Here is a 22,070-nt window from a genome sequence, read left to right on the forward strand (position 1 = left end):
GGTGCGTCACGGCAGATTCTTCATCTGCTCCATCGTCATGGTCGGCATCATGTTCTTGTTCATGTTGTACATGACCCAGAGGGAGCCGACGAGCGCGATCATGACGACGACCAGCGTGAAGAGCAGCGACATGAAGGTCCAGCCGCCCTGCGACTTGGTGTTCATGTGCAGGAAGTAGATCATATGGACGAAGACCTGAACCACGCCAAAGGCCATGATGATGATCACAGTAGCGGTGCGGCTTTCCAGAACGTCTCCCATCACCAGCCAGAAAGGAATGGCAGTGAGGATAACCGACAGTATGAAGCCGATCATGTAGCTCTTGAAGGAGCCATGATCCTCGCCGCTCTCATGGTGATGATCGCCCCCATGATGGGCATGACCATGCGCGTGGCCGTGCGAATGCGTGTTCGAACTCATCACAGAACTCCAACCAGATAGACGAAGGAAAAGACGCCGATCCAGATGACGTCGAGGAAGTGCCAGAACATCGAAAGGCATGTCAGGCGACGCATGTTTTCCGCGTGCAAGCCGAACTTCTTGACCTGCACCATCAACGTGACCAGCCAGATCACGCCGAAGGTGACGTGCAGGCCGTGGGTGCCGACCAGCGCAAAGAAGGCGGACAGAAAGGCGGAGCGATGCGGGCCGGCACCCTCTTCGATCAGGTGATGGAACTCATAGAGTTCAAGACCGAGGAAGCAGAGACCGAAGACACCGGTAATGGCGAGCCAGAGCAGCGCCGAATTGACCTTCTTCTTCTGCGCTTCCAGCATGGCAAAGCCATAGGTGATGGAGGAGAAGAGCAGGAAGCCGGTGTTGATCGCAACCAACTTGAGATCGAAGAGATCCGCGCCCGAAGGACCAGCCGCATAGCTGCGGCCGACAACGGCATAAGTTGCGAAGAGCGTTGCAAAGATCAGGCAGTCGCTCATCAGATAGAGCCAGAAACCGAGCGAGGTGCCGTTTTCCGGATGATGGTCTTCCTTCAGGTAGAAGACCGGCTTTTCCGCGCTGTCGGCGGTCTGTGCGGGTGCTTGAGACATGAGTTACGCCTGAGTTGCCAGCAGCTTGGTGCGCGCTGCTTCGACTTCCGCCACATCCGTTTCCGGAATGTAGTAGTCGCGATTGTAGTTGAAGGTGTGGGCAATCGAGACCGCGATGATCGCGAGCAAGCTTGCAGCGGCAAGCCACCAGATATGCCATACCAGACCGAAGCCAAGAGCGACGCTGATGGCGCTGATGATGACGCCCGTGCCCGTGTTCTTCGGCATGTGGATCGGGATGAAACCCTCCACAGGACGCTCAGCGCCACGCTTCTTCATGTCTGCCCAGGCATCGACATCATGCACGACCGGCGTGAAGGCGAAGTTATAGGCAGGTGGCGGAGAAGACGTCGACCATTCCAGCGTGCGACCATCGAAGGCGTCGCCCGTGACGTCGCGCAGCTGCTCGCGCTTCAGGTATCCGAAGACGATCGACAGCAGGAAGGAAGCGATGCCGACGGCAATGATGGCTGCGCCGATTGCAGCGATCACGAACCAGATTTGCAAGGACGTATCCTCGAACTGGCTGAGACGACGGGTCACACCCATCAGGCCGAGAACGTAGAGCGGCATGAAGGCAACATAGAAGCCAACGAACCAGCACCAGAAGGACATCTTGCCCCAGAACGGATCAAGGCGGAAGCCGAAAGCCTTCGGAAACCAGTAAACGATACCGGCCAGAACACCGAAGACCACGCCGCCGATGATCGTGTTGTGGAAGTGAGCGATCAGGAACAGAGAGTTGTGCAGTACGAAGTCAGCCGGAGGAACGGCGAGCAGAACGCCGGTCATACCGCCGATGACGAAGGTGATCATAAAGCCGACCGCCCATAGCATCGGGACGTCGAACTTGATCCGGCCCTTATACATCGTGAAGAGCCAATTGAAGATTTTCGCGCCCGTCGGGATCGAGATGATCATCGTCGTGATGCCAAAGAAGGCGTTGACGCTGGCACCAGAACCCATGGTGAAGAAGTGGTGCAGCCACACGACATAGGCCAGGATGGTGATAACGGCGGTCGCGTAAACCATCGAGGTGTAGCCGAAGAGTCGCTTCTGGGAGAAGGTCGCAACGATTTCCGAGAAGATACCGAAGGCTGGAAGAACCAGGATGTAGACTTCAGGGTGACCCCAGATCCAGATGAGGTTGACGTACATCATCGGATTGCCACCAAGGTCATTGGTGAAGAAGTTCATGCCAAGATAACGGTCTAGCGTCAGCAGGGCGAGCGTGCCGGTCAGGATCGGGAAGGATGCCACGATCAGGATGTTGGAACACAGCGACGTCCAGACGAAGATCGGCAGGCGCATCATGGTCATGCCAGGGGCGCGCATCTTGATGATGGTGACGATCAGGTTGATACCCGACAAGGTCGTTCCCACACCAGCGATCTGCAGGCCCCAGATATAGTAGTCGACGCCAACGCTCGGACTTCCCTCGATGCCAGACAATGGCGGATAGGCCAGCCAGCCGGTCTGAGCGTATTCACCGATAAAGAGCGAGATCATGGTGATCACCGCGCCTGCGGTCGTCATCCAGAAGGAGAAGTTGTTGAGGAAAGGGAAGGACACGTCGCGCGCGCCGATCTGTAGAGGCACGACGTAGTTCATCAAACCGGTGATCATCGGCATGGCCATGAAAAAGATCATGATGACGCCGTGCGCGGTGAAGATCTGGTCGTAGTGGTGCGGCGGAAGGTAGCCTTCCGCTCCACCAGAGGCGATCGCCTGCTGGACACGCATCATGATCGCGTCGGCGAAGCCGCGCAAAAGCATGACGAGGGCCAGAATGATGTACATGATGCCGATCTTCTTATGGTCGATCGATGTAAACCATTCCTTCCAAAGATAACCCCAAAGGCGGAAATAGGTGACGAGACCGAGGACGGCTGCGCCGCCGATCGCCACCGCAATGAAGGTGACAATGAGAATGGGCTCGTGGAGCGGGATGGATTCCCACGTCAGTTTCCCGAACAGGAACGACGTTTGATCGGTGGTGGCGACCATTTTAGCCTCTTGCTTCAATCTTAAGGGCGGCGCGATAGCGCGCCGCAGACAATCATTTCAATGTCAGCCAGCGTCGGCTGGAGCAGCGGCTGCTTGCGCCTTGACCTGCGGCAGCGCAGCCGGCTCGAAGGTCTGGCCTTCGATCGTGGCAGGCAGGGAGCCAGGACCGGTGGCCACACCGTAAGGCGAAAGCGGAGTGCAGACGACGGAGTTCAACGCCTTGGCGATATCGATGCCCTCCTTGCCGCCGCCGCCATTGGCGTCGACATGCATCATGTCGCGCATGCACAGCTTGTTCGGCTCGACGCAGCGATTGAGAATGGCGTCGTAAAGCTCGGGATCGACATTGGCGAAGTATTCGACCGGATTGCGTTCGCTCGGCTTGGCAAAGTCCAGATATTCCATCCGGCCGAAAGGCTTGCCGCCATCCTTGACCTTGGCCACCCATTGATCGAAGCCCTGCTGGCTAAGGCCATGGAACTTGAAGCGCATATGCGAGAATCCGGGACCGGAGAAATTCGCCGAAAAGCCGTCATAGACGCCTTCGCGATTGATCACGGCGTGAAGCTTGGTCTGCATGCCGCCCATGGCGTAAATCTGACCGGCAAGCGCTGGCACGAAGAAGGAGTTCATTGCTGTCGTGCCGGTGATCTTGAAGTTGATCGGAACGTCGACAGGGGCTGCGAATTCATTGACGCTGCCGATGCCAAGTTCGGGATAGAAGAACAGCCACTTCCAATCCATGGCGACGACTTCGACCGTCAGCGGCTTGACCTCTTGTGTTACTTCACGGGTTTCATCGATGCGATCGAGCGGACGATATGGGTCTAGACGGTGGGTAGCGATCCAGGTGACGGTGCCAAGCATCAGAATGATGGCGACAGGTGCCGACCAGATGACCATTTCCAGACGTGTGGAGTGGTGCCACTCGGGGTCGTAATCGGTGGCCTTGGCGGCTTCGCGATACTTCCAGGCGAAGAAGATTGTCAGAGCGATGACCGGAACGATGATCAACAGCATGAGAACCGTGGCAGTGATGATCAGATCTGCCTGCTGGCGGGCGACATCGCCCGAGGGGTTCATGACGACGAGGTCACAGCCGCTGAGCAGCAGCAACGACGAAAGGCCCGCAAGGGCCGCGGTAAGTTTCTTGATCGTGCGCACGTTCTTCAACTCGATTATTCGGTATGGACTGGAATTAGTTGCCAAATGTCATTTAATAAATGTGTAATTTTGTCGCGGTGCAGCGGCGTTTTGCGCTGCAACAATGACACCCGGATGCGAAGATCGCCATTGATCTTACAAATACCCTAAACGGCATCGGATCTGCAAGGAATTTCAGGCAATTCCGTTTGACGCTTGAAGTGCAGTGTGTGACAATCCGCCGCATGTAACGCAACGGATGAGGAGCCGCCTGCGTTATGGCATGGTTCGGAATATCTAGGAGGGATTATCATGAGCTATACTGACACCGCTTCGACTTTTCCGGGCTCTGGTGCCCCTTCGGGTCAGGCTCCTGTCGCGGTTGACCCTGACCGTATCACAATGGCTGTCATTCTGGCGAGAATGACGGAGTTTTTCGACTTTTTCGTTTATGCAATCGCCTCCGTTCTGGTCTTCCCTTACGTCTTCTTTTCATTTGCGGACCCACTGACGGCAACCCTTTATTCCTTCGCGGTTTTCTCGCTCGCCTTCGTAGCGCGACCCATCGGCTCGCTCATCTTCCTGCAGATCGACCGAAAGTTCGGGCGCGCCGTCAAGCTGACCGCTGCGCTCTTTACCCTCTGCGGCTCAACCATGGCGATCAGCTTCCTGCCCTCCTATAGTGATGTCGGCGTCATCGCGCCGATCCTGCTGGCGGTGTTCCGTATTGGTCAGGGTCTCGGTCTCGGCGGCGCATGGGATGGCCTTGTGTCGCTTCTCGCCATGAACGCGCCGGAAAGGCAGCGTGGCTGGTATGCGATGATGCCTCAAATCGGTGCGGCCATGGGCTTTGGCCTTGCCAGCGCGTTCTTCATCATCTTCGTGACGCAGCTGTCCAACCCGGAATTTCTTGGCTGGGGCTGGCGCTTCCCCTTCTTCGTCGCCTTGGCACTGAATGTTCTGGCTCTTTTTGCACGGCTGCGTATGATCGTGACACCTGAGTTCCAGGCCATGCTGGCGCAGCATGAACTTGAACCGAAACCCATGTTCGAAATGCTGCGTACACAGGCGCGTGTCGTCATTACCGGCGCGTTCGTGCCTCTTGCGAGCTTTGCTCTTTTTCACCTCGTTACGGTCTTCCCGATCAGCTGGGTGGTTCTGCATACGCAGCAGCGCTTGTCGGACTTCCTCTTCGTCCAGTTCATCAGCGCGATCATCGGCGGTGGAATGATCGTCGTTTCCGGCGCGCTTGCCGACCGTATCGGTCGCCGCAAGTTGCTGGTGATCGCGGCAACGCTGATCGGCATCTTCAGCTTCGTGGCGCCTATCCTGATGGCATCTGGCGATATCGGCCGTTACCTCTTCGTGCTGATCGGCTTTTCGCTCCTTGGCCTCTCCTTCGGCCAGGCTGGCGGAGCGCTCGCGTCCCGCTTCAGCCGGGAATATCGCTACACCGGTGCATCTCTCACCTCCGATATCTCGTGGCTGATCGGCGCCGGTTTTGCACCATTGGTGGCGCTTGGCTTCTCGTCCAAGTTCGGCCTGTTCGCTGTCGGTCTCTATCTGCTGTCCGGCGCGGCTTGCACAATCGTGGCGCTGTTCTTCAGCCGTAAACTCGATATGCCAGCCTGATCACGCTGACAGTAAAGACCTGCCTCTAGAAGCAAAGCTGCGGAACCCTTCGGTTCCGCAGCTCTCTTGTTTCAACCGACCATAATTGTTTCAGTTAAGCGTGCCTGAAGCCGACCATGCACATGCACGAAGAGAGAAGTGGAGAAACGGGGGGCAGGCGCCATAACTGCCTCTAACACCTGTTCGAATATTCTAAGTGTTCTAAAGCCGCCTCGCCTGCCGTTTGTTTGCCGCCACTGCTTGAACCGCGCGACGTGCTTTCGCATCGTCAGCAGTCACCGCAAACGATGGGGTCTCCCTCGCGCTTGGCGAAGTAGTAATCGCGACTGATCGTGATCGTCTTCAAATTGGAAGACAATGTCGGCATGACAGTCAGGAGTTCGTGCGGCACCGAGAATTCTGCATGAACGAGAAAGTCGGCGGCCGAGCGTAAGTTTGCCGGTACGTCCACGCGCGAACCGAGCGTATATGGGCGCCCGTCATCCTGATCCCAGGACCAAGCGACCGTCGCAACCTGGTTGGCGTCGATCGCGATGCCCGTGATCTTCAACTTCATTCCATCAGCACTATAGGGGCTCAATATCGTGGCAGCGAGATTTTTCATCGTCTTCAGATAAGCCTTGGTGACGCTCGACTGCGCAGAAACGTTATCCGCTATCGTTCCAGCAGACCGCGTCGCCCGCTTATATACGCTGAAGCCCAGAGTTAGTTCAAATGAAGTCAGATAGAGGGAAACGAGCAGTGGGAAGATGATGGCGAACTCGATTGCGCCGACGCCTTTTTTGTCCCTGGCGAAGCGACGAAAAATTCCGCCTGTCCCTATATGCGATAGCCGAGATTCAATCGTCATATCCGCTCACTAGTAGCTTTCGTTGCGATAGGCGTCCGTCGCAACGATGAGAAAATGGGAGGGCATCGAGCCATCGGCCGGGCGGATTTTCGTCAGATAGGGACGAATGAGATCCGTCATGACCTGCCAGCGATAGTAGGAGCGCAGCATATTGATCGTGCCAGATCCACCGGGCTTAAAGCCAAAGGTCGACGTATTGAGATCGTAGTAATCGCCGGTCTTGATCAGTGGAATGGCCGCGGGCATATCTGCGAAGCTATTGAATTGCCGAAGATCGATATAGAGCTTGGATGGGGTTTTGATCTCGTCTTCAGAGCAGGTGACGAGTACCGAGACTTCCTGGCAGAAGGCCCGACGAAAATCTTCTCTGGTAATCGTGCTGCTGATCTGCCCCGTGCGCAACTTTCGCGCCATCGTATCGGTCGCATTAACGAAAAGCTGCTCGCCCATCAGCGCGATGAATGTTTCGATAATCGCAAAGACGACCAGAAAATATGGCAGTGCCAAAAGGGCAAATTCTATCGCTGTGGCGCCGTCGCGGGAACGGATCAGCCTGCCAGATAATGCCTTTTGCAACATTGGCCTTTGCATGACGTTTTTCTATCTCTGCCGGAAACTGATCTTTAGGAATTGTCACCTGGAAAGATCATTATGGAGGCTTTGTTTATATTTCCTTGTCCGAAAGGTTTGCATTTGCGGCATGTGCCAATTTTCAGCATCTATCCATGCCGCTGGATCGCGCGCCAATGCGAAAAGCCCGGCTAGGCCGGGCTTGGAAAAATGCGATGGTCACGAGCCTGAAAGCGTGAAAATCAACACGCTTCAGGCGAGAGAGGCTCAGTCAGCGTCAGCTCGACGGAGTTCTTCGAGTGTCGGCACCGAGGTGATGTTATAGCCGCAATCCACATAGTGGCATTCGCCCGTCACGCCGCGGGAGAGGTTCGACAGGAGATAAAGTGCCGATCCACCGATATCGTCGATATCGGCTGTGCGCCGAAGCGGCGCGTTCTTCAGGTTCCAGGCAAAGATAGCTCTGGCATCCGAGATACCGGCACCTGCCAGCGTACGAACGGGACCTGCCGAGATGGCGTTGACGCGAATACCCTTCGGACCGTAATCGGCAGCCAGATAGCGCACCGAGGCCTCGAGAGCCGCTTTGGCGACACCCATGACATTGTAGTTTGGAATGACACGCTGCGACCCATTATAGGTCAGCGTCAACATGGAACCGCCATCTGTCATCAGACCTGCAGCCCGCTTGGCGATTTCGGTGAAGGAGAAGCAGGAGATGACCATCGTGCGGCTGAAATTCTCGCGCGTGGTATCGGCGTAGAGACCCTTCAACTCATTCTTGTCGGAGAAGCCGATGGCATGAACGACAAAGTCGATCGAACCCCAACGCTCACGCAGCGCCTCGAAAAGCGCGTCTACGGACGCGATATCTTCGACATCGCAGGGCACGATAAAATCGGAGCCAAGCTCTGCGGCGAGCGGCTTCACGCGCTTGCCAAGCGCCTCTCCCTGGTAGGTGAAAGCCAGTTCCGCGCCCTGCGCGGCCAGCGCCTTGGAGATACCCCAGGCGATAGAGTGATTGTTTGCGACGCCCATGATGAGGCCGCGTTTACCCTGCATGATGCCGTTCATGGGCAATTATCCGTTATAGCGCTGGAAGACGAGCGTGGCGTTGGTACCGCCGAAGCCGAACGAGTTGGAAAGCACAGTGTCGATCTTGGCGTCATCGATCCGCTTGCGAACGATCGGAACGCCATCGAATTCCGGATCGAGTGTCTCGATATGGGCACTTTCTCCGATGAAGCGCTCCTGCATCATCAACAAACCGTAGATAGACTCCTGAACGCCGGCAGCGCCGAGCGAGTGGCCCGTCAGCGACTTTGTCGACTGGATATGCGGGATCTTGTCGCCAAAGACCTCGCGGATCGCGCCGATTTCCTTGCTGTCGCCGACAGGCGTGGAGGTGCCGTGGGTGTTGACGTAATCGACATCGCCCGTCACCGTCGCAAGCGCCTGGCGCATGCAGCGTATGGCACCTTCGCCGGAGGGAGCGACCATGTCGTAACCGTCCGAGGTTGCGCCGTAGCCGACGATCTCGGCATAGATCTTTGCGCCGCGGGCCTTGGCATGTTCCAGCTCTTCCAGAACCAGAACGCCTGCGCCACCGGCTATCACGAAGCCATCGCGGTTGACGTCATAGGCGCGCGAAGCGACCGAAGGCGTGTCGTTATACTTGGAAGACATGGCGCCCATAGCGTCGAACAGGTTCGACATGGACCAGTCGAGATCCTCATGACCGCCGGCAAACATCACATCCTGCTTGCCCCATTGGATCATCTCAGCCGCATTGCCGATGCAGTGCGCAGACGTCGAGCAGGCCGACGAGATGGAGTAGTTGACGCCGTGGATCTTGAACCATGTGGCAAGGGTTGCCGATGCCGTCGACGACATGGCCTTCGGCACGGCAAACGGGCCGATGCGCTTGGGGCTATTGTTCTTCAGCGTGATGTCGGATGCCTCGACGATGGTGCGCGTGGACGGACCGCCCGAACCCATGATGATGCCGGTGCGCTCATTGCCGCTGATATCGCTTTCTTCCAGGCCGGAATCGGCGATCGCCTGTTTCATTGCAACATGGTTCCACGCTCCACCCTGGGAGAGGAAGCGCATGGCGCGGCGGTCTACCAGATCGGTCGGATCCAGCGATGGCTTGCCCCAGACCTGGCACTTGAAGCCGTGTTCGGCAAAGTCGGGCGAGAACGAAATGCCGGACCTTGCGTCTCTCAAGGAAGCCGTGACTTCGCCCGCGTCGCTGCCGATCGATGAAACGATACCGAGGCCGGTGACTACAACTCTTCTCATGAAGGTGACCTTTTCTTAGAGCTTGCCGCAGATGGCGCGAGTTGCGCCCGTCTCGCTAAAGACGTCAGGCGGTCTTTTCCTTAGACAGACCAACGCGGAGGTCCGTCGCTTGATAGATGGTTTCGCCATCGGCCTTCAGCCAGCCATCGGCGGTGCCGAGCACGAGCCGGCCGCGCATCACGCGCTTGAAATCGATGCCATACTGCAAGAGTTTGGTTTCAGGACGAACCATGCCCTTGAACTTCACTTCCCCGGTCGACAGCGCCATGCCGCGGCCAGGTTCACCCAGCCAACCGAGGAAAAAGCCGGTCAGCTGCCACATGCCGTCGAGGCCAAGGCAGCCAGGCATGATCGGGTTACCCTGGAAATGGCAGGGGAAGTACCAGTCGTCCGGGCTCACATCATATTCCGCGCGGATGAAGCCCTTGTCGAACTCACCGCCGGTTTCGGAAATCTCAGTGATACGATGAACCATCAGCATCGGAGGCAGAGGAAGCTGTGCATTGCCTGGGCCGAAGAGCTCGCCGCGGCCACACGCCAGAATTTCCTCGTAATTATAGCTGGATTGCCTCGTTGCCATTCTTTCCGTTTCCCGTCTCGTCGTGTTTCTAGACTTCTGTAAAGCAAGTTAAGCTCAAAATGAAGCGCCACAAGGGCAGCATACATATTCAGAGCAGACCAACTTGCCCTAAGCCCGTTCCCAATATGGCGCCCGCATACAGGAAGCGTAAGGACGGAACCAGAGGAAAATTGCAAAAACGGCCCTTTTGGCGCCAACAGGACAGACCGCTCCGCTGGAAACTATTGAAAGCCTTGCCCTTAAAAGATATATGCATCCTCAAGACGTACTTTATAACCGTTCTCAGGAACCCGGACCGATGGCATTCGACGCCACCTTGGACATTGGAACACGGCTACGCCGCTTCGGCCTGCGCCCGACACGCCAGCGCATTGCGCTCGGCGATTTGCTGTTCGCCAAGGGTGACCGTCATTTGACGGTCGAGGAACTGCATGACGAGGCTGTTACCGCCGGCGTGCCCGTATCCCTGGCAACGGTCTACAATACGCTGCATCAATTCACCGAAGCAGGCCTGATCCGCGTGCTGGCGGTCGAGGGGGCGAAAACCTATTTCGACACCAATGTTTCGGATCACCATCACTTCTTCGTCGAGGGTGAAAACGAGGTCTTGGATATTCCCGTGAACAATCTTGAGATCAGCAATCTTCCCGAGCCCCCGCAGGGAATGGAAATCGCCCATGTGGACGTGGTAATCCGTCTGCGGCGTAAAGACAGCTAATGGTGCGCTTGCATCACAAATGGCGTCATGAGGCACCGCGAGGTGCCTTTATCGTTTCGGAGGTTCGCTCCGCAGACTTCTAAAGCGCATCGCGATCTTCAAATTCGCATCCTGCGCTTTAGGTTCTCGTTTTGTCGCATGTCTTAATCAGAATCCAAGATCTACATGACGTCTTCCGGTGGCCGTCCGGGGCGCGATCTGTAAGGCGGAAATGTCCAGCCAAAGATCAATGCTCCGCTTCTGATGCTAAAAGCCGTCAAGACACCTGCCGACGACGACACGATCAGGGGTGCGCCGAGGAAATGCACAAGGGTGAACACGCAGGCGCCCGCAAGCGCGCAGCTGATGTAGATTTCCGGACGCAGCAGAACGGACGGCTCGCCAGCCAGAATATCGCGCAACACGCCGCCGAACGTGGCCGTCATCGTCCCGGTGACGATGGCAACGGTTGGAGAACCCGTCGCCGCGAGCCCTTTGGCTGCGCCCATGACGCAATAGGCCGAGAGCCCGATGGCATCGAGCCAGATCAGCAGGCGATAACGGGATTCGAAGAGATGCGCGGTGAAATAGACGACCGCAGCCACGCCTACGCAGACAAGGATGTAGGTGGGATTGGTCACCCAGAACACCGGGGCACGACCAAGGACCAGGTCCCGCAACGTGCCGCCGCCAATGCCGGTGACCGCAGCAAAGAACATGAATCCGATAAAATCCAGCTGCTTGCGCGAAGCCGCTAGAGCGCCCGTCGCAGCAAAAACGGCAACGCCCGCATAATCGAGAAAAGCCAGAAGTGACATTGAGAGGCGCTCCTCAATTTCGCGGTCGGTCAGTGTGACGCAAGCACGGCTGATTATACACTTCGACAAAACCATGCCTGCGCCATCCATAACGCAAATCCGGTAAAGGTGAAGCGGTTTTGCTAATGGACATGCCGCGTGCGTGACCGATGCAAGATCCTCAGCCGGTTTTGCCGCGGCGGCGATGGACGAAACACCACCGCAAAGCGTGGGAGCGATGCTGCGGGATCGCGACAGGCTTTGCGGCTAAAGCAGATCGCTTTCGCTACACAAGGGATAAGCGGCTATCATCATGAAGGATATTTGCCTTGAGACGTCTCCTCTCCTGCATGTTTTGCCTTTTCGCGCTTTTTAGCCTGGCAGTCCCGGTGCTGGCGCAACAGGAGCTTCTCAGCGATCCCGAAATCTACGAGAAGAATTTTTTTCAGAAACAATGCAAGGTCGCCGAATTCGGGCCGGACTTCATTTCGCGGATAGACATCAACAATGATGGCCTGATCGATGCAGTGACCAATCGCGGCGCACTGACCTGCGACGGCCACAAGAGCACCACCTGCAATGACGATGGCTGCCCTTACAATTTCTACGTTCAGGTTAAGGAAGGCGGCTATCTGTTGATCGCCACTGCGACGATCTACGGCTATGACTTCATTCAGCGTTTCGGCAACATGGTCTTTGTGCTGAAAATGCATCCGCGCTATTGCGAGCGCACTGACAGCGCGCCGTGTGAAATGACGGTTCGCGTCCGCGGAACGGCCTTCGTGACGCTTTCACGCAAGTGAAGCGTCAAACGCGATTGGGAAAACGCGTGATCGCAACCCTCTGGTTATAGCGGCTCCTAAGCGAGCGTGGCATCAGCATGCTCGCCAGCGCCACAAAGAACACCAAGAGGCTGACGACGAGAAGCGCGCTTTTCGGCACTGCGCTGGCGAGGATGGCGCCGCTGATTGCTCCGGATACCATGCCGATCCAAGGAACGAGCTGGATCGTCCAGTCGCGTTTGCGCTCCCCTAGAATCAACCGACCGATGCCGCGACCGAAGCGCGAAAGAGCGCCCGTCACATAGGTCAGCCCTATTGGCAGACCTTCTATATGCTCGACTGCCGCGTTGATGGTGCCCATGGCGAAGACGATCAGATAGAAGTCGAAGGGCTTCAATTGCGAGGTCTGCAACAGGGCTGCCACTGCCAACATAATGGCGACCGAGCAAAGTACGGTGAAGATACGGCGGTGCGACGAATGGGCTATAATGATGCCTGCGGCATTGCCCGCGACGAAAGTGACGATGGCGAGAAGAAGCTTCCACGCATGATCAAACTGCCCGGCCTCAAGGGCAATTGCCGCGCGCGTCGTGTTCCCCGTCATGAACGACACGAAATCACCTGACATGACCAGCCCCACGGCGTCCGTCATTCCCGCGACGAATGAAATGGCGGCCACCAGCGAAAGCCCCATTCCGGTGCGTCTTGCCTTGATGATATTGCGGCGTCTTTGTATGGTCATGGTGCCTCAGCATGCAGAGACTACGGCGAGCGATCATGGATTCTACGCATGTGGATGTTGCCATTTCAACAACGCGATCCGGGCGGTTGTGAAGCCATGCCTGATAAAAACGATTTTCTTATCTTCGCGGTCTTGCTAAAGCGCCCTGCGTCCTGACGGACGCGCCAAACCGCGTCGCGCTTTTCGAGACTATCAGGCCCGATGCTCAAATCATGAAAGGCTTTCTGCGTGAAACATGCAATCATCGTGATGGGCGTCAGCGGCTGCGGCAAATCCACAGTCGGCGCGGAGCTTGCGGAAAAGCTTGGTATCCCGTTTCAGGAGGGGGACAGGCTGCATCCCAAAGCCAATGTCGAGAAGATGAGTGCGGGTATTCCGTTGACCGACGAGGACCGCTGGCCTTGGCTCGATCTTGTGGGTGCAGAGCTACGCCAAGGTTACGAGGCCGGCGGCGTGGTGATCTCATGCTCGGCTCTGAAAAAATCCTATCGCGACCGGCTGCGGACCGCTTGCGGCGGACCGTTGGCCTTTGTCTTTTTGGAAGGCAGCGTCGAGCTTTTGACTAGCCGCATGGGTGCGCGTAAAGGCCACTTCATGCCGCTCTCACTTTTGAAGACGCAACTCGACACGCTGGAAGTCCCAACGGGTGAACCGGGCGTCGTGACCGTCAATATCGATGCCACTCCCGACGAGATCGTCGAGCGCGCGCTGACCGGGCTGAAAGCTCTATAGTCCGAGCTTGTCGCGCAGGCCGTACCACCACGCACCCAGCATGGTGAGCGGCACGCGGAACGTCTTGCCGCCGGGGAATGGGAAATTCGGCAGCGACGACCAGACATCGAAGCGTCCTGCCTGACCGGAAACGACTTCTGCCAGAATGCGCCCGAGCAATTGCGTTGTCGTTACGCCATGGCCGCTATCGCCGTGGGAGAAATAGATGTTCTCCGACAGGCGCCCCATATGCGGGATGCGCGTGAGCGTCAGCGCGAAATTACCGCTCCAGGCAAAGTCGATCTTCACGTCCTTCAACTGCGGAAAGGTTTTGAGCATGTTGGGACGAATGACGCTCGTCAGATCGGCTGGATCGCTTCCGCCATAACCGATACCGCCGCCATAGAGCAGGCGATTGTCGGAGGTGCGACGGTAGTAATCGAGAATGTAGTTGGCATCTTCGACGCAGTAGTTTGCCGGAAGCAGGTTTTCGATCAGGCCAGCATCGAGCCGCTCCGTTGCCATCACCTGGCTGGACACCGGCATCATCCGGTCGCCGATTTCCGGCAAGAGCTTGCCGAGATAGGCATTGCCACAGACCAGCACATATTTTGCCGTGACCTTGCCATGAGCGGTCCTGACCGTCGGGTTCGCACCTTTGTCGACGCCAATCACCCTGGAGTTTTCGAAAATGCGGCCACCCAGTTTTTCAATCGCGGCCGCCTCACCGAGCACATAGTTCAGCGGATGGATATGGCCGCCGAAACGATCGATCATGCCACCGGCATATCGGTCCGAGTTCACATATTTACCGACCTCAGCCTTGGACACCATTTCTAGCCCGGAATGCCCATGTTTCTCCCAATGGGTCTTGTTGGCTTCCATTTCCTTGATCTGCTTTGGCGTGAAGGCTGCGAAGAAACCGCCATCCACCAGATCGCAGTCGATGCCGTATTTCGCCACCCGTTCGCGAATGATCTGGCCGCCTTCGAGCGACATCTCACCGAGTTTAACCGCTTTCTCGTGTCCATAGCGGCCCGCGATTGTTTCCAGATCGCGGCTGTAACCATTGACGATCTGCCCGCCATTGCGCCCGGATGCGCCAAAGCCGATGCGCGTGCCTTCCAGTACGATGACCGAGAAGCCTTTTTCCGCAAGCTCAAGTGCCGCGGACATGCCGGTGAAGCCAGCGCCGATAATGCAGATATCCGCATGCATCTCGCCTTCGAGCGTCGGGCGTACCGTCTTGTCATTGGCAGAAGCCGCATACCAGGAGGTTGTATGCCCGGGGTTGGGAAGCGCCGTCACGTGAGCCATGATTCACACCGTCCTGATATAGGCGTCATATTCCACATCGGTGACGCGAAGAGAGAATTCTGAAATTTCCTGCTGCTTGCAGGCCGCATAGAGCGTTCTGTAGCGCTGGCCGAGCGTGGCATAGGCGAAGCTGGAGCGGCCAAAGCGCTGTACCGCGTAGTCCCAGTTGGTCGGCAGCGGCTCATGATTGATGGCGTGGCTATCGCCAGCAATCGCGCCGCCGGGCTGGCGCTTCTCCCGCATGCCGGACAGAGCCGCATTCAAGATCATGGCGAGTACAAGATATGGGTTGGTATCCGCGCCGGCCACACGGTGTTCGATGCGGGTGGCAGGTTTGCTGGCGGTGATGACGCGCACCGCGGCAGAGCGGTTATCGAAGCCCCATGACGCATAGGTGGGAGCATGTTCGCTTGGGCGCAGGCGGCGATAGGAATTGGCGTGCGGTGCAAACACCGCCATGCTTTCTCCCATATTCTCCAGAAGGCCTCCAACGCTGTGCATCAGCGCTTCGGAAGGGCCATCTTCACCCATGTAGATATTTCTTCCATCCTTATCCAGAACGGAGAAATGCACGTGCATGCCGTTGCCTGCCTGAGTGCCATAGGGTTTGGCCATGAAGGTTGCATCGAGCCCATGCTTGCGAGCGACACCCTTGACGATCCGTTTGAGAAAGACGGCGAAATCCGCTGCCTGTAGCGCATCGGGCACGTGATTGAGATTGATTTCATATTGGCCGGGGCCATTTTCACGCAGCGTGGTGTCGGCCAGCACATTCTGAGCGCGGCAGGCCGTCGCGATGTCGTGGAAGACATCTTCGAAATCCTGAAGTTCTGAAATTGAAAGAACCTGCGTCTGGCCTGTGTGCCAGCGCCCTTCCCGGCTGTTGGGCGGTCGAACGGGATCTAGCGCGGACCGGACTGGATCGATCAGATAGAATTCAAGTTCGGTCGCCACAACCGGGGTTAATCCACGCTTGGTAAAGCTGGACAGCACCTGGGCCAGAACATGGCGGGGATCCGCAAAAAAGCCCGCGCCATCCGGCTCGGTCATGGCGAGCAGCACTTGCGCGGTGGGTCGCCCAAGCCAGGTCACGCGCGACAGCGTTCCCGGTACGGCAAAACACAAGCCATCAGGATCACCCGTTCCTTCCGCCAGACCGGCAGCGTTCACATCGCGGCCCCAGATATCCAGCGCATAGACGGAACGAGGAACAGCCATGCCTTTTTCCAGCACGTCGAGCGCCCGCTCTCGCGGGATCCACTTGCCACGTGGAATGCCGTTGGCATCTATGACGAAGGCTTCGAGAATTTCGATGTCGGGATTCTGTTGGAAAAAGGTCTTTGCGTATTCGATATCAGCCATCATTCACCAGGAGGTAATTGCTCTTTCGGTCTGCCGGGGAAGCCGGCACTAACGAAAGCCGTCCTGCTGCTGGTAAATCAGATATCGCGCCGTCATCGTGACACTATGCCCCGCTGCATCCCTTTTCCTCCCTGCTGGCCATGTTAAGCAGGCTTTCGCAGGAAGGCCACCCCCATTCTGTATATTAGGGGTTGAAGCGCTCCGCGGCGTAGGGCGCGAGAGGGATGACCGGGGTTTCGCCAAGTATGGCTTCCGCCAGAATGCGCCCGGTGATAGGCCCAAGGGTCAGGCCGTGATGGGCATGACCGAACGCAAACCAAAGGCTCTTATGGCGCGGCGCCTTGCCGATGACCGGCATCATATCCGGCGTGCAAGGACGCGCTCCCATCCAGGGCTCCGCATCCAGCCTGCCCCCTAACGGAAAGATGGTTCGGGCCACGCGTTCTGCGCGGAACAATTGGACAGGTGATTTCGGCGCGTCGCGATCGGCAAATTCCGCGCCCGTCGTCAGGCGGATGCCTTTCTTCATCGGCGCCAGGAAATAACCGCGCTCGGCATCGATCAGCCAGTTGTTAAGCTTTGTTCCTTCTTGCGGCGCGTAGTGCATGTGGTAACCACGCTTCACCCCCATAAGGAGGCGGTAGCCAAGCCGCGTCGTCACGGTATCGGCCCATGGGCCAAGCGCAACGACGACGCTCTCGGCCTCGACAAGCCCGTCGACGGTCTGAATTTTCCATCCGCCCGGTGTCTGCGATAGAGCCGCCGCATCGCCCTTGACGAAGGTACCGCCAAGGCTCTCAAACAACCGCATGTAAGCCATGGTCAGCCCATGCGGGTCAAGCACCGACCACGGATCGTTCCATTTCAACCCGCCGACGAAATCCTGAGAAAGATGGGGCTCGGCCTCAGCCAACTCCTGCCGGGTCAGCTTCGTGTGGGAAATGCCGTGATCGCGGGCGAGCCGCTCGGCAAAGGCGAAGTCGGCATCGCGCTTCACTTCCGTTCGATACGCCTCCATCCACCCGTTCTTGACGATGAGATCATGGGCTTTCGCCTCATCGATCAGGATCGAATGCTCGGTGATCGAGTGTTCGATCAGAGGCGTATAGGCCCGGGAAATCGCCGCATGGCGCGCAGGTTGGGAATGATACCAGTATCGCGCCAGAAACGGCGCGATTTTCGGGACAGCGGCCATGTGATAATGGGCATCGATGCGGTTGTTGAGCGAGTAGCGTGCCAGTAGGCCAATATCCTGCGGGAAGCCATAAGGAACGACACCCTCACGCTGGATGAGACCGGCATTGCCAAAGGATGTTTCCTCACCCGGACCGCGACGATCCAGAAGCACGACGGATTTTCCGCGCCTTGCCAGTTGCACCGCCACCGAAACTCCGATGATTCCGGCGCCCAATACGATCACATCCGCTGCCATGCTCTTCTTCCTCTGTCCGTCATCAGACGTCTTGAGGAAGATGGCGCTCCCCGCCGGGGAACGCAACAGCAAAACCGCTTTACGGCTTCTTGGCGAAAATCCCTACTCGCTGACGGCTGCAGTCTTGACCGCTTCGATATTGAAGGCTGCCGCCATCAGCGCACGGGTGTACTCTTCTTTCGGCGCTTCGAAGATCGACTTGGCGGGACCGCTTTCAACGATCTTGCCGTGGCGCATGACGATAACCTCATTGGCAAGCGCCTTCACCACCTTGAGGTCGTGGCTGATGAAGAGATAGGCCAGATTGTGTTTGGACTGCAGATCGCGCAGGAGATCGACGACCTGCGCCTGCACGCTCATGTCCAGCGCCGAGGTCGGCTCGTCCAGCATGACGAAGCGGGGTTTCAGCACCATGGCGCGCGCAATCGCGATACGCTGTCGCTGGCCGCCTGAGAATTCATGCGGATAACGCCAGCGCGTGGCAGGATCCAGCCCCACCTCTTCCAGCGCCTTGGCGACGCGCCGATCGCGCTCGTCATAGGAGAGCGATGTCTCATGAACCTTCAGACCTTCGGCAATGATGTCGCCCACCGACATGCGCGGGCTCAGCGAACCATAAGGATCCTGGAACACCACCTGCAGCCGGTTTCTGAGCGGTTTCATCATGGAATAGGAATAGCTGTCGATCGACTGGCCGATGAAGCTGATGCGGCCTTTCGAGGAAATCAGCCGCGATAATGCAAGTCCGAGCGTCGTCTTGCCGGAGCCCGATTCGCCCACCACGCCGACCGTCTGGCCTTCACGAAGCGTGATATCGATGCCATCCACCGCTTTGACGTGATCCACGACCTTGCGCATCAGCCCGGCCTTGATCGGGAACCAGACCTTGATGTCGTCGCCCTGCATCACCACAGGCTTGCTGTCGTCGGCAGGCGGCGGCTCGCCCTTCGGTTCGGCGGCCAGCAGATGGCGGGTATAGGCGTGCTGGGGATTGTTGAAGACCTGCTCCACCGTGCCGGTCTCGACGATCTTGCCCTTGGTCATGACGCAGACGCGGTCGGCAAACTTTCGCACGATGCCGAGATCATGAGTGATGAACAGCATGGACATGTGATGCTGATTTTTAAGCCCGGCCAGAAGCTCGAGAATTTGCGCCTGCACCGTCACGTCAAGCGCCGTCGTCGGCTCATCGGCAATCAGCAGCTTGGGGCGGTTGGCAAGTGCCATGGCAATCATCACACGCTGACGCTGGCCGCCTGAAAGCTCGTGCGGAAAGGCCTTCAGCCGCTTTTCAGGCTCGCGGATACCCACCTGATTGAGCAGCTCGAGAATACGTGCCCGTGCGGCCGCGCCGGTGAGTGCTTGGTGCAGTTCCAGAATTTCGCCGATCTGCCGCTCGATGCTGTGAAGCGGATTGAGCGAGGTCATGGGTTCCTGGAAGATCATGGTGATGTCGTTGCCGCGCACCGATCGCAGATCGCGCATAGGCAGATTGAGCAAGTCCCTGCCCTCGAAGAGGATCTGGCCTGACGGATGGCTTGCTGCAGGATAAGGCAAGAGCTTCAGGATGGAGTTTGCCGTCACCGACTTTCCCGAGCCGGATTCGCCCACCAACGCCAGCACTTCGCCCGGCATGATCTCGAAGCAGACGCGGTCGACCGCGAGGCTCTCCTTGCCGCCCTGATGAAAGGCGACGGAAAGATCACGGACAGAGAGAAGGGGTGCGGTCATGGTTTCCGTGTTTGTTTGGGACATGGCCATCACCGGAACGTCTTGCGCGGATCGAAGGCATCGCGCACCGCCTCGCCGACGAAGATCAAAAGCGACAGCATGATCGACATGGTGAAGAAGGCGGTCAGCCCCAGCCAGGGCGCCTGAAGATTGTTCTTGCCCTGGGCAATCAGCTCGCCAAGCGACGGCGAGCCGGGCGGCATGCCAAAGCCCAGAAAGTCGAGCGAGGTCAGCGTGGTGATCGAGCCGGACAGGATGAAGGGCAGGAAGGTCAGTGTCGCCACCATGGCGTTTGGTAGCAGATGGCGAAACATGATGGTGCCATTGCCGACGCCGAGAGCACGTGCCGCATTCACATATTCGAAATTGCGCGCTCTCAAGAATTCAGCACGAACGATGCCGACGAAGCCGACCCATGAGAAGAGCAGCATGATACCGAGCAACACGAAGAAGCCGGGCGGCAGGATGGCTGCGATAATCAGCAGAATATAGAGCACCGGCATGGAAGACCAGATTTCGATGAAGCGCTGCATGAGAAGATCGGTCCAGCCGCCGAAGTAGCCCTGCACGGCACCAGCCGACACGCCGACGATGGCCGAGCATATGGTCAGCGCAAGGCCGAACAGCACCGAGATGCGGAAGCCATAAATGATGCGGGCGGTGACGTCGCGCGCCTGATTGTCTGTGCCGAGCCAGTTGAGGTTGCCAAGCGTACAGCCGGGATCGGACGCACCTTGCGGATAACCGGAGCAACGCTGCTCTTTGTCCATCAGCCAGAAGGGCGGCGTTGGCGCAGAATGAGGAATGTTGGAATTGACGGTCTGGTAGGAATAGCGGATCGGCGGCCAGATCATCCAGCCGTTGGCATTGATCTCGTCCTGGATGAAGGACGATTTGTAATCCGTTTGCGCCAGGAAGCCGCCAAACTTCTCTTCCGGGTAATCCACCATGACCGGAACCAGAAGCTCGCCCTTGTAGGAGGCGAGGATCGGTTTGTCGTTGGCGATGAACTCGGCGAAGAGGCTGAGGCCGAACAGTACGAGAAAGATCCAGAAGGACCAGTAGCCGCGGCGATTGGCCTTGAAATTCTGCCAACGGCGAATGCTCGTGGGCGAAAAGAAAGGGCGCTTCTGCACAGGCATCGCTTCTGCGGCAGGGGGTGTTGTGGGCGTGGAGACAGTCATCACACGTCCCTCCGCTCGAAGTCGATGCGCGGATCGATCCAAGTGTAGATCAGATCTGAAATCAGACTGACGACCAGCCCCATGAGCGAGAAGATAAAGAGCGTACCGAACACGATCGGATAATCACGATTGACGACGGAGAGATAGCCCAGTCGCCCAAGTCCATCCAGCGAGAAGATGTTTTCGATCAAGAGCGAACCGGTGAAGAAAGCAGAGATGAAAGCGCCGGGGAAGCCAGCAATGACGATAAGCATGGCGTTGCGGAAGACGTGGCCATAAAGGACCTTACGCTCCGACAGACCTTTGGCGCGCGCGGTCACCACATATTGCTTCTTGATCTCATCGATGAAGGAATTCTTGGTCAAAAGCGTTGTGGTGGCAAAGGCAGAGAGCACGAGTGCCGTCAGTGGCAGCGCCAAATGCCAGAAATAGTCGATGATCTTCTGCCACCACGCCAATTCGGCAAAATTATCCGAGGTAAGGCCCCGCAGCGGGAACCAATCGAAGAAAGAGCCGCCAGCGAAGAGGACGATCAACAGAATGCCAAAAAGGAAGCTTGGCACCGCGTAACCGACAATGACGATGCCGGAGGTCCAGACATCGAATTTGGAGCCGTCCTCCACCGCTTTCTTGATCCCGAGCGGAATGGAAATTGCGTAGGAAATGATCAATATCCAGAAGCCAAGCGAGATCGACACCGGCATTTTATCGATAATGAGATCGATGACAGACGAGTTCCTGAAGAAACTGTCGCCGAAATCGAAGCGGATATAATTCCACATCATATCCAGAAAGCGTGTCAGCGGCGGCTTGTCGAAGCCGAACTGCTTTTCGAGCTTGGCGATGAGTTCGGGATCGAGACCCTGAGCGCCGCGATATTTCGAGCCGCTTTCATCCAGACCACCACCACCCATAAGGTCGCCGCCGCCAGACAAGCGATCGGCAGCACTATCGCCGGAGCCGGACAGCTGTGCAACGACCTGCTCGACCGGGCCACCGGGTGCAAACTGGATGACGAGGAAGGAGATGCCCATGATCCCGATGATGGTGGGTATCATCAGCGCCAGACGCCGCAGAATATAGGCTCCCATTAGAGATCACACTCCAGGCAAGCGCACGCCGCTGTCATCCTCACTGTCAAAACGTTTCCTTTCCCGACGGGCGGCGACACGCGCCTTCCCGA

At 57.5% G+C, this 22,070-nt stretch carries 21 protein-coding genes; 4 read left to right on the forward strand and 17 right to left on the reverse strand.

What is annotated here, in order from left to right:
- Positions 1-6 precede the first annotated feature (6 nt).
- From cyoD to cyoA, 4 genes are all read right to left on the reverse strand, one after another.
- Positions 7-420: a cytochrome o ubiquinol oxidase subunit IV gene (cyoD, locus tag QZ862_RS20405; RefSeq protein ID WP_296101561.1), complete on the reverse strand. Its 414-nt coding sequence runs from the start codon at positions 418-420 to the stop codon at positions 7-9.
- Complete coding sequence (gene cyoC / locus QZ862_RS20410; protein WP_296101562.1) at positions 420-1,046, reverse strand: cytochrome o ubiquinol oxidase subunit III; 627 nt, start codon at positions 1,044-1,046, stop codon at positions 420-422. The genes cyoD and cyoC overlap by 1 nt, the downstream gene beginning before the upstream one ends.
- Positions 1,047-1,049: 3 nt before the next feature.
- Positions 1,050-3,053 (reverse strand): cytochrome o ubiquinol oxidase subunit I, encoded by a 2,004-nt coding sequence (cyoB, locus tag QZ862_RS20415; RefSeq protein WP_296101563.1) that lies wholly within the window; start codon positions 3,051-3,053, stop codon positions 1,050-1,052.
- A 63-nt stretch (positions 3,054-3,116) separates the two neighbouring features.
- Positions 3,117-4,208, reverse strand: a complete 1,092-nt coding sequence (gene cyoA / locus QZ862_RS20420; RefSeq protein WP_296101667.1) for a ubiquinol oxidase subunit II — start codon at positions 4,206-4,208, stop codon at positions 3,117-3,119.
- Between the two features lie 300 nt (positions 4,209-4,508).
- Between cyoA and QZ862_RS20425 the strand changes: the two genes are divergently transcribed.
- Positions 4,509-5,828, forward strand: coding sequence for an MFS transporter (locus QZ862_RS20425; protein ID WP_296015975.1), 1,320 nt, complete (start codon positions 4,509-4,511; stop codon positions 5,826-5,828).
- A 268-nt stretch (positions 5,829-6,096) separates the two neighbouring features.
- On the opposite strand, the gene QZ862_RS20430 is transcribed toward QZ862_RS20425, so the two are convergent.
- From QZ862_RS20430 to fabA, 5 genes are all read right to left on the reverse strand, one after another.
- Positions 6,097-6,678, reverse strand: a complete 582-nt coding sequence (locus tag QZ862_RS20430; RefSeq protein ID WP_296101564.1) for a TadE/TadG family type IV pilus assembly protein — start codon at positions 6,676-6,678, stop codon at positions 6,097-6,099.
- A 9-nt stretch (positions 6,679-6,687) separates the two neighbouring features.
- Positions 6,688-7,269, reverse strand: a complete 582-nt coding sequence (locus QZ862_RS20435; protein ID WP_296015971.1) for a TadE/TadG family type IV pilus assembly protein — start codon at positions 7,267-7,269, stop codon at positions 6,688-6,690.
- A gap of 246 nt (positions 7,270-7,515) precedes the next feature.
- Positions 7,516-8,322, reverse strand: a complete 807-nt coding sequence (gene fabI, locus QZ862_RS20440; protein ID WP_296040882.1) for an enoyl-ACP reductase FabI — start codon at positions 8,320-8,322, stop codon at positions 7,516-7,518.
- Between the two features lie 6 nt (positions 8,323-8,328).
- On the reverse strand, positions 8,329-9,552 hold the full coding sequence (fabB, locus tag QZ862_RS20445; RefSeq protein ID WP_296101565.1) for a beta-ketoacyl-ACP synthase I: 1,224 nt from the start codon (positions 9,550-9,552) through the stop codon (positions 8,329-8,331).
- Positions 9,553-9,616: 64 nt separating this feature from the next.
- Complete coding sequence (fabA, locus tag QZ862_RS20450) at positions 9,617-10,132, reverse strand: 3-hydroxyacyl-[acyl-carrier-protein] dehydratase FabA (protein WP_296015964.1); 516 nt, start codon at positions 10,130-10,132, stop codon at positions 9,617-9,619.
- Between the two features lie 298 nt (positions 10,133-10,430).
- Between fabA and irrA the strand changes: the two genes are divergently transcribed.
- Positions 10,431-10,850: an iron response transcriptional regulator IrrA gene (gene irrA / locus QZ862_RS20455; protein ID WP_296015963.1), complete on the forward strand. Its 420-nt coding sequence runs from the start codon at positions 10,431-10,433 to the stop codon at positions 10,848-10,850.
- Positions 10,851-11,011: 161 nt separating this feature from the next.
- On the opposite strand, the gene QZ862_RS20460 is transcribed toward irrA, so the two are convergent.
- Positions 11,012-11,647 (reverse strand): trimeric intracellular cation channel family protein, encoded by a 636-nt coding sequence (locus QZ862_RS20460; protein ID WP_296015961.1) that lies wholly within the window; start codon positions 11,645-11,647, stop codon positions 11,012-11,014.
- A gap of 329 nt (positions 11,648-11,976) precedes the next feature.
- Here QZ862_RS20460 and QZ862_RS20465 point away from each other — a divergent pair, with 329 nt between their 5' ends.
- Positions 11,977-12,429, forward strand: a complete 453-nt coding sequence (locus QZ862_RS20465) for a hypothetical protein (RefSeq protein ID WP_296016028.1) — start codon at positions 11,977-11,979, stop codon at positions 12,427-12,429.
- Between the two features lie 4 nt (positions 12,430-12,433).
- Here QZ862_RS20465 and QZ862_RS20470 read toward each other — a convergent pair whose 3' ends face one another.
- Complete coding sequence (locus QZ862_RS20470; RefSeq protein ID WP_296015959.1) at positions 12,434-13,150, reverse strand: YoaK family protein; 717 nt, start codon at positions 13,148-13,150, stop codon at positions 12,434-12,436.
- 249 nt (positions 13,151-13,399) lie between these two features.
- Between QZ862_RS20470 and QZ862_RS20475 the strand changes: the two genes are divergently transcribed.
- Complete coding sequence (locus QZ862_RS20475; protein ID WP_296041169.1) at positions 13,400-13,882, forward strand: gluconokinase; 483 nt, start codon at positions 13,400-13,402, stop codon at positions 13,880-13,882.
- Here the strand turns inward: QZ862_RS20475 and QZ862_RS20480 are convergent.
- The 6 genes from QZ862_RS20480 to QZ862_RS20505 form a co-directional block, all read right to left on the reverse strand.
- Positions 13,877-15,178 (reverse strand): FAD-binding oxidoreductase, encoded by a 1,302-nt coding sequence (locus QZ862_RS20480; protein WP_296101566.1) that lies wholly within the window; start codon positions 15,176-15,178, stop codon positions 13,877-13,879. The genes QZ862_RS20475 and QZ862_RS20480 overlap by 6 nt on opposite strands.
- A gap of 3 nt (positions 15,179-15,181) precedes the next feature.
- On the reverse strand, positions 15,182-16,543 hold the full coding sequence (locus QZ862_RS20485) for a glutamine synthetase family protein (RefSeq protein WP_296015957.1): 1,362 nt from the start codon (positions 16,541-16,543) through the stop codon (positions 15,182-15,184).
- Positions 16,544-16,724: 181 nt separating this feature from the next.
- Positions 16,725-17,972 carry an FAD-binding oxidoreductase gene (locus tag QZ862_RS20490; protein ID WP_296101567.1) on the reverse strand — a complete coding sequence of 416 codons (1,248 nt, stop codon included), beginning with the start codon at positions 17,970-17,972 and terminating at the stop codon, positions 16,725-16,727.
- 102 nt (positions 17,973-18,074) lie between these two features.
- Positions 18,075-19,727 carry an ABC transporter ATP-binding protein gene (locus tag QZ862_RS20495; protein WP_363315959.1) on the reverse strand — a complete coding sequence of 551 codons (1,653 nt, stop codon included), beginning with the start codon at positions 19,725-19,727 and terminating at the stop codon, positions 18,075-18,077.
- Between the two features lie 5 nt (positions 19,728-19,732).
- Positions 19,733-20,845 (reverse strand): ABC transporter permease, encoded by a 1,113-nt coding sequence (locus QZ862_RS20500; protein WP_296101668.1) that lies wholly within the window; start codon positions 20,843-20,845, stop codon positions 19,733-19,735.
- 41 nt (positions 20,846-20,886) lie between these two features.
- A complete protein-coding gene (locus QZ862_RS20505; RefSeq protein ID WP_296101569.1) occupies positions 20,887-21,978 on the reverse strand; it encodes a microcin C ABC transporter permease YejB in 1,092 nt (363 codons plus the stop codon).
- Positions 21,979-22,070 lie beyond the last annotated feature (92 nt).

This window comes from uncultured Agrobacterium sp., from assembly GCA_913777615.1.
Taxonomy (GTDB): Bacteria; Pseudomonadota; Alphaproteobacteria; order Rhizobiales; family Rhizobiaceae; genus Agrobacterium.

Coding starts and splice junctions, on each gene's coding strand:
- cyoD (WP_296101561.1), bottom strand. CDS start 420: ATGAGTTCGAACACGCATTCGCACGGCCACGCGCATGGTCATGCCCAT.
- cyoC (WP_296101562.1), bottom strand. CDS start 1,046: ATGTCTCAAGCACCCGCACAGACCGCCGACAGCGCGGAAAAGCCGGTC.
- cyoB (WP_296101563.1), bottom strand. CDS start 3,053: ATGGTCGCCACCACCGATCAAACGTCGTTCCTGTTCGGGAAACTGACG.
- QZ862_RS20425 (WP_296015975.1), top strand. CDS start 4,509: ATGAGCTATACTGACACCGCTTCGACTTTTCCGGGCTCTGGTGCCCCT.
- QZ862_RS20430 (WP_296101564.1), bottom strand. CDS start 6,678: ATGACGATTGAATCTCGGCTATCGCATATAGGGACAGGCGGAATTTTT.
- QZ862_RS20435 (WP_296015971.1), bottom strand. CDS start 7,269: ATGCAAAGGCCAATGTTGCAAAAGGCATTATCTGGCAGGCTGATCCGT.
- fabI (WP_296040882.1), bottom strand. CDS start 8,322: ATGAACGGCATCATGCAGGGTAAACGCGGCCTCATCATGGGCGTCGCA.
- fabB (WP_296101565.1), bottom strand. CDS start 9,552: ATGAGAAGAGTTGTAGTCACCGGCCTCGGTATCGTTTCATCGATCGGC.
- fabA (WP_296015964.1), bottom strand. CDS start 10,132: ATGGCAACGAGGCAATCCAGCTATAATTACGAGGAAATTCTGGCGTGT.
- irrA (WP_296015963.1), top strand. CDS start 10,431: ATGGCATTCGACGCCACCTTGGACATTGGAACACGGCTACGCCGCTTC.
- QZ862_RS20460 (WP_296015961.1), bottom strand. CDS start 11,647: ATGTCACTTCTGGCTTTTCTCGATTATGCGGGCGTTGCCGTTTTTGCT.
- QZ862_RS20465 (WP_296016028.1), top strand. CDS start 11,977: ATGTTTTGCCTTTTCGCGCTTTTTAGCCTGGCAGTCCCGGTGCTGGCG.
- QZ862_RS20470 (WP_296015959.1), bottom strand. CDS start 13,150: ATGACCATACAAAGACGCCGCAATATCATCAAGGCAAGACGCACCGGA.
- QZ862_RS20475 (WP_296041169.1), top strand. CDS start 13,400: ATGGGCGTCAGCGGCTGCGGCAAATCCACAGTCGGCGCGGAGCTTGCG.
- QZ862_RS20480 (WP_296101566.1), bottom strand. CDS start 15,178: ATGGCTCACGTGACGGCGCTTCCCAACCCCGGGCATACAACCTCCTGG.
- QZ862_RS20485 (WP_296015957.1), bottom strand. CDS start 16,543: ATGATGGCTGATATCGAATACGCAAAGACCTTTTTCCAACAGAATCCC.
- QZ862_RS20490 (WP_296101567.1), bottom strand. CDS start 17,972: ATGGCAGCGGATGTGATCGTATTGGGCGCCGGAATCATCGGAGTTTCG.
- QZ862_RS20495 (WP_363315959.1), bottom strand. CDS start 19,727: ATGTCCCAAACAAACACGGAAACCATGACCGCACCCCTTCTCTCTGTC.
- QZ862_RS20500 (WP_296101668.1), bottom strand. CDS start 20,845: ATGCCTGTGCAGAAGCGCCCTTTCTTTTCGCCCACGAGCATTCGCCGT.
- QZ862_RS20505 (WP_296101569.1), bottom strand. CDS start 21,978: ATGGGAGCCTATATTCTGCGGCGTCTGGCGCTGATGATACCCACCATC.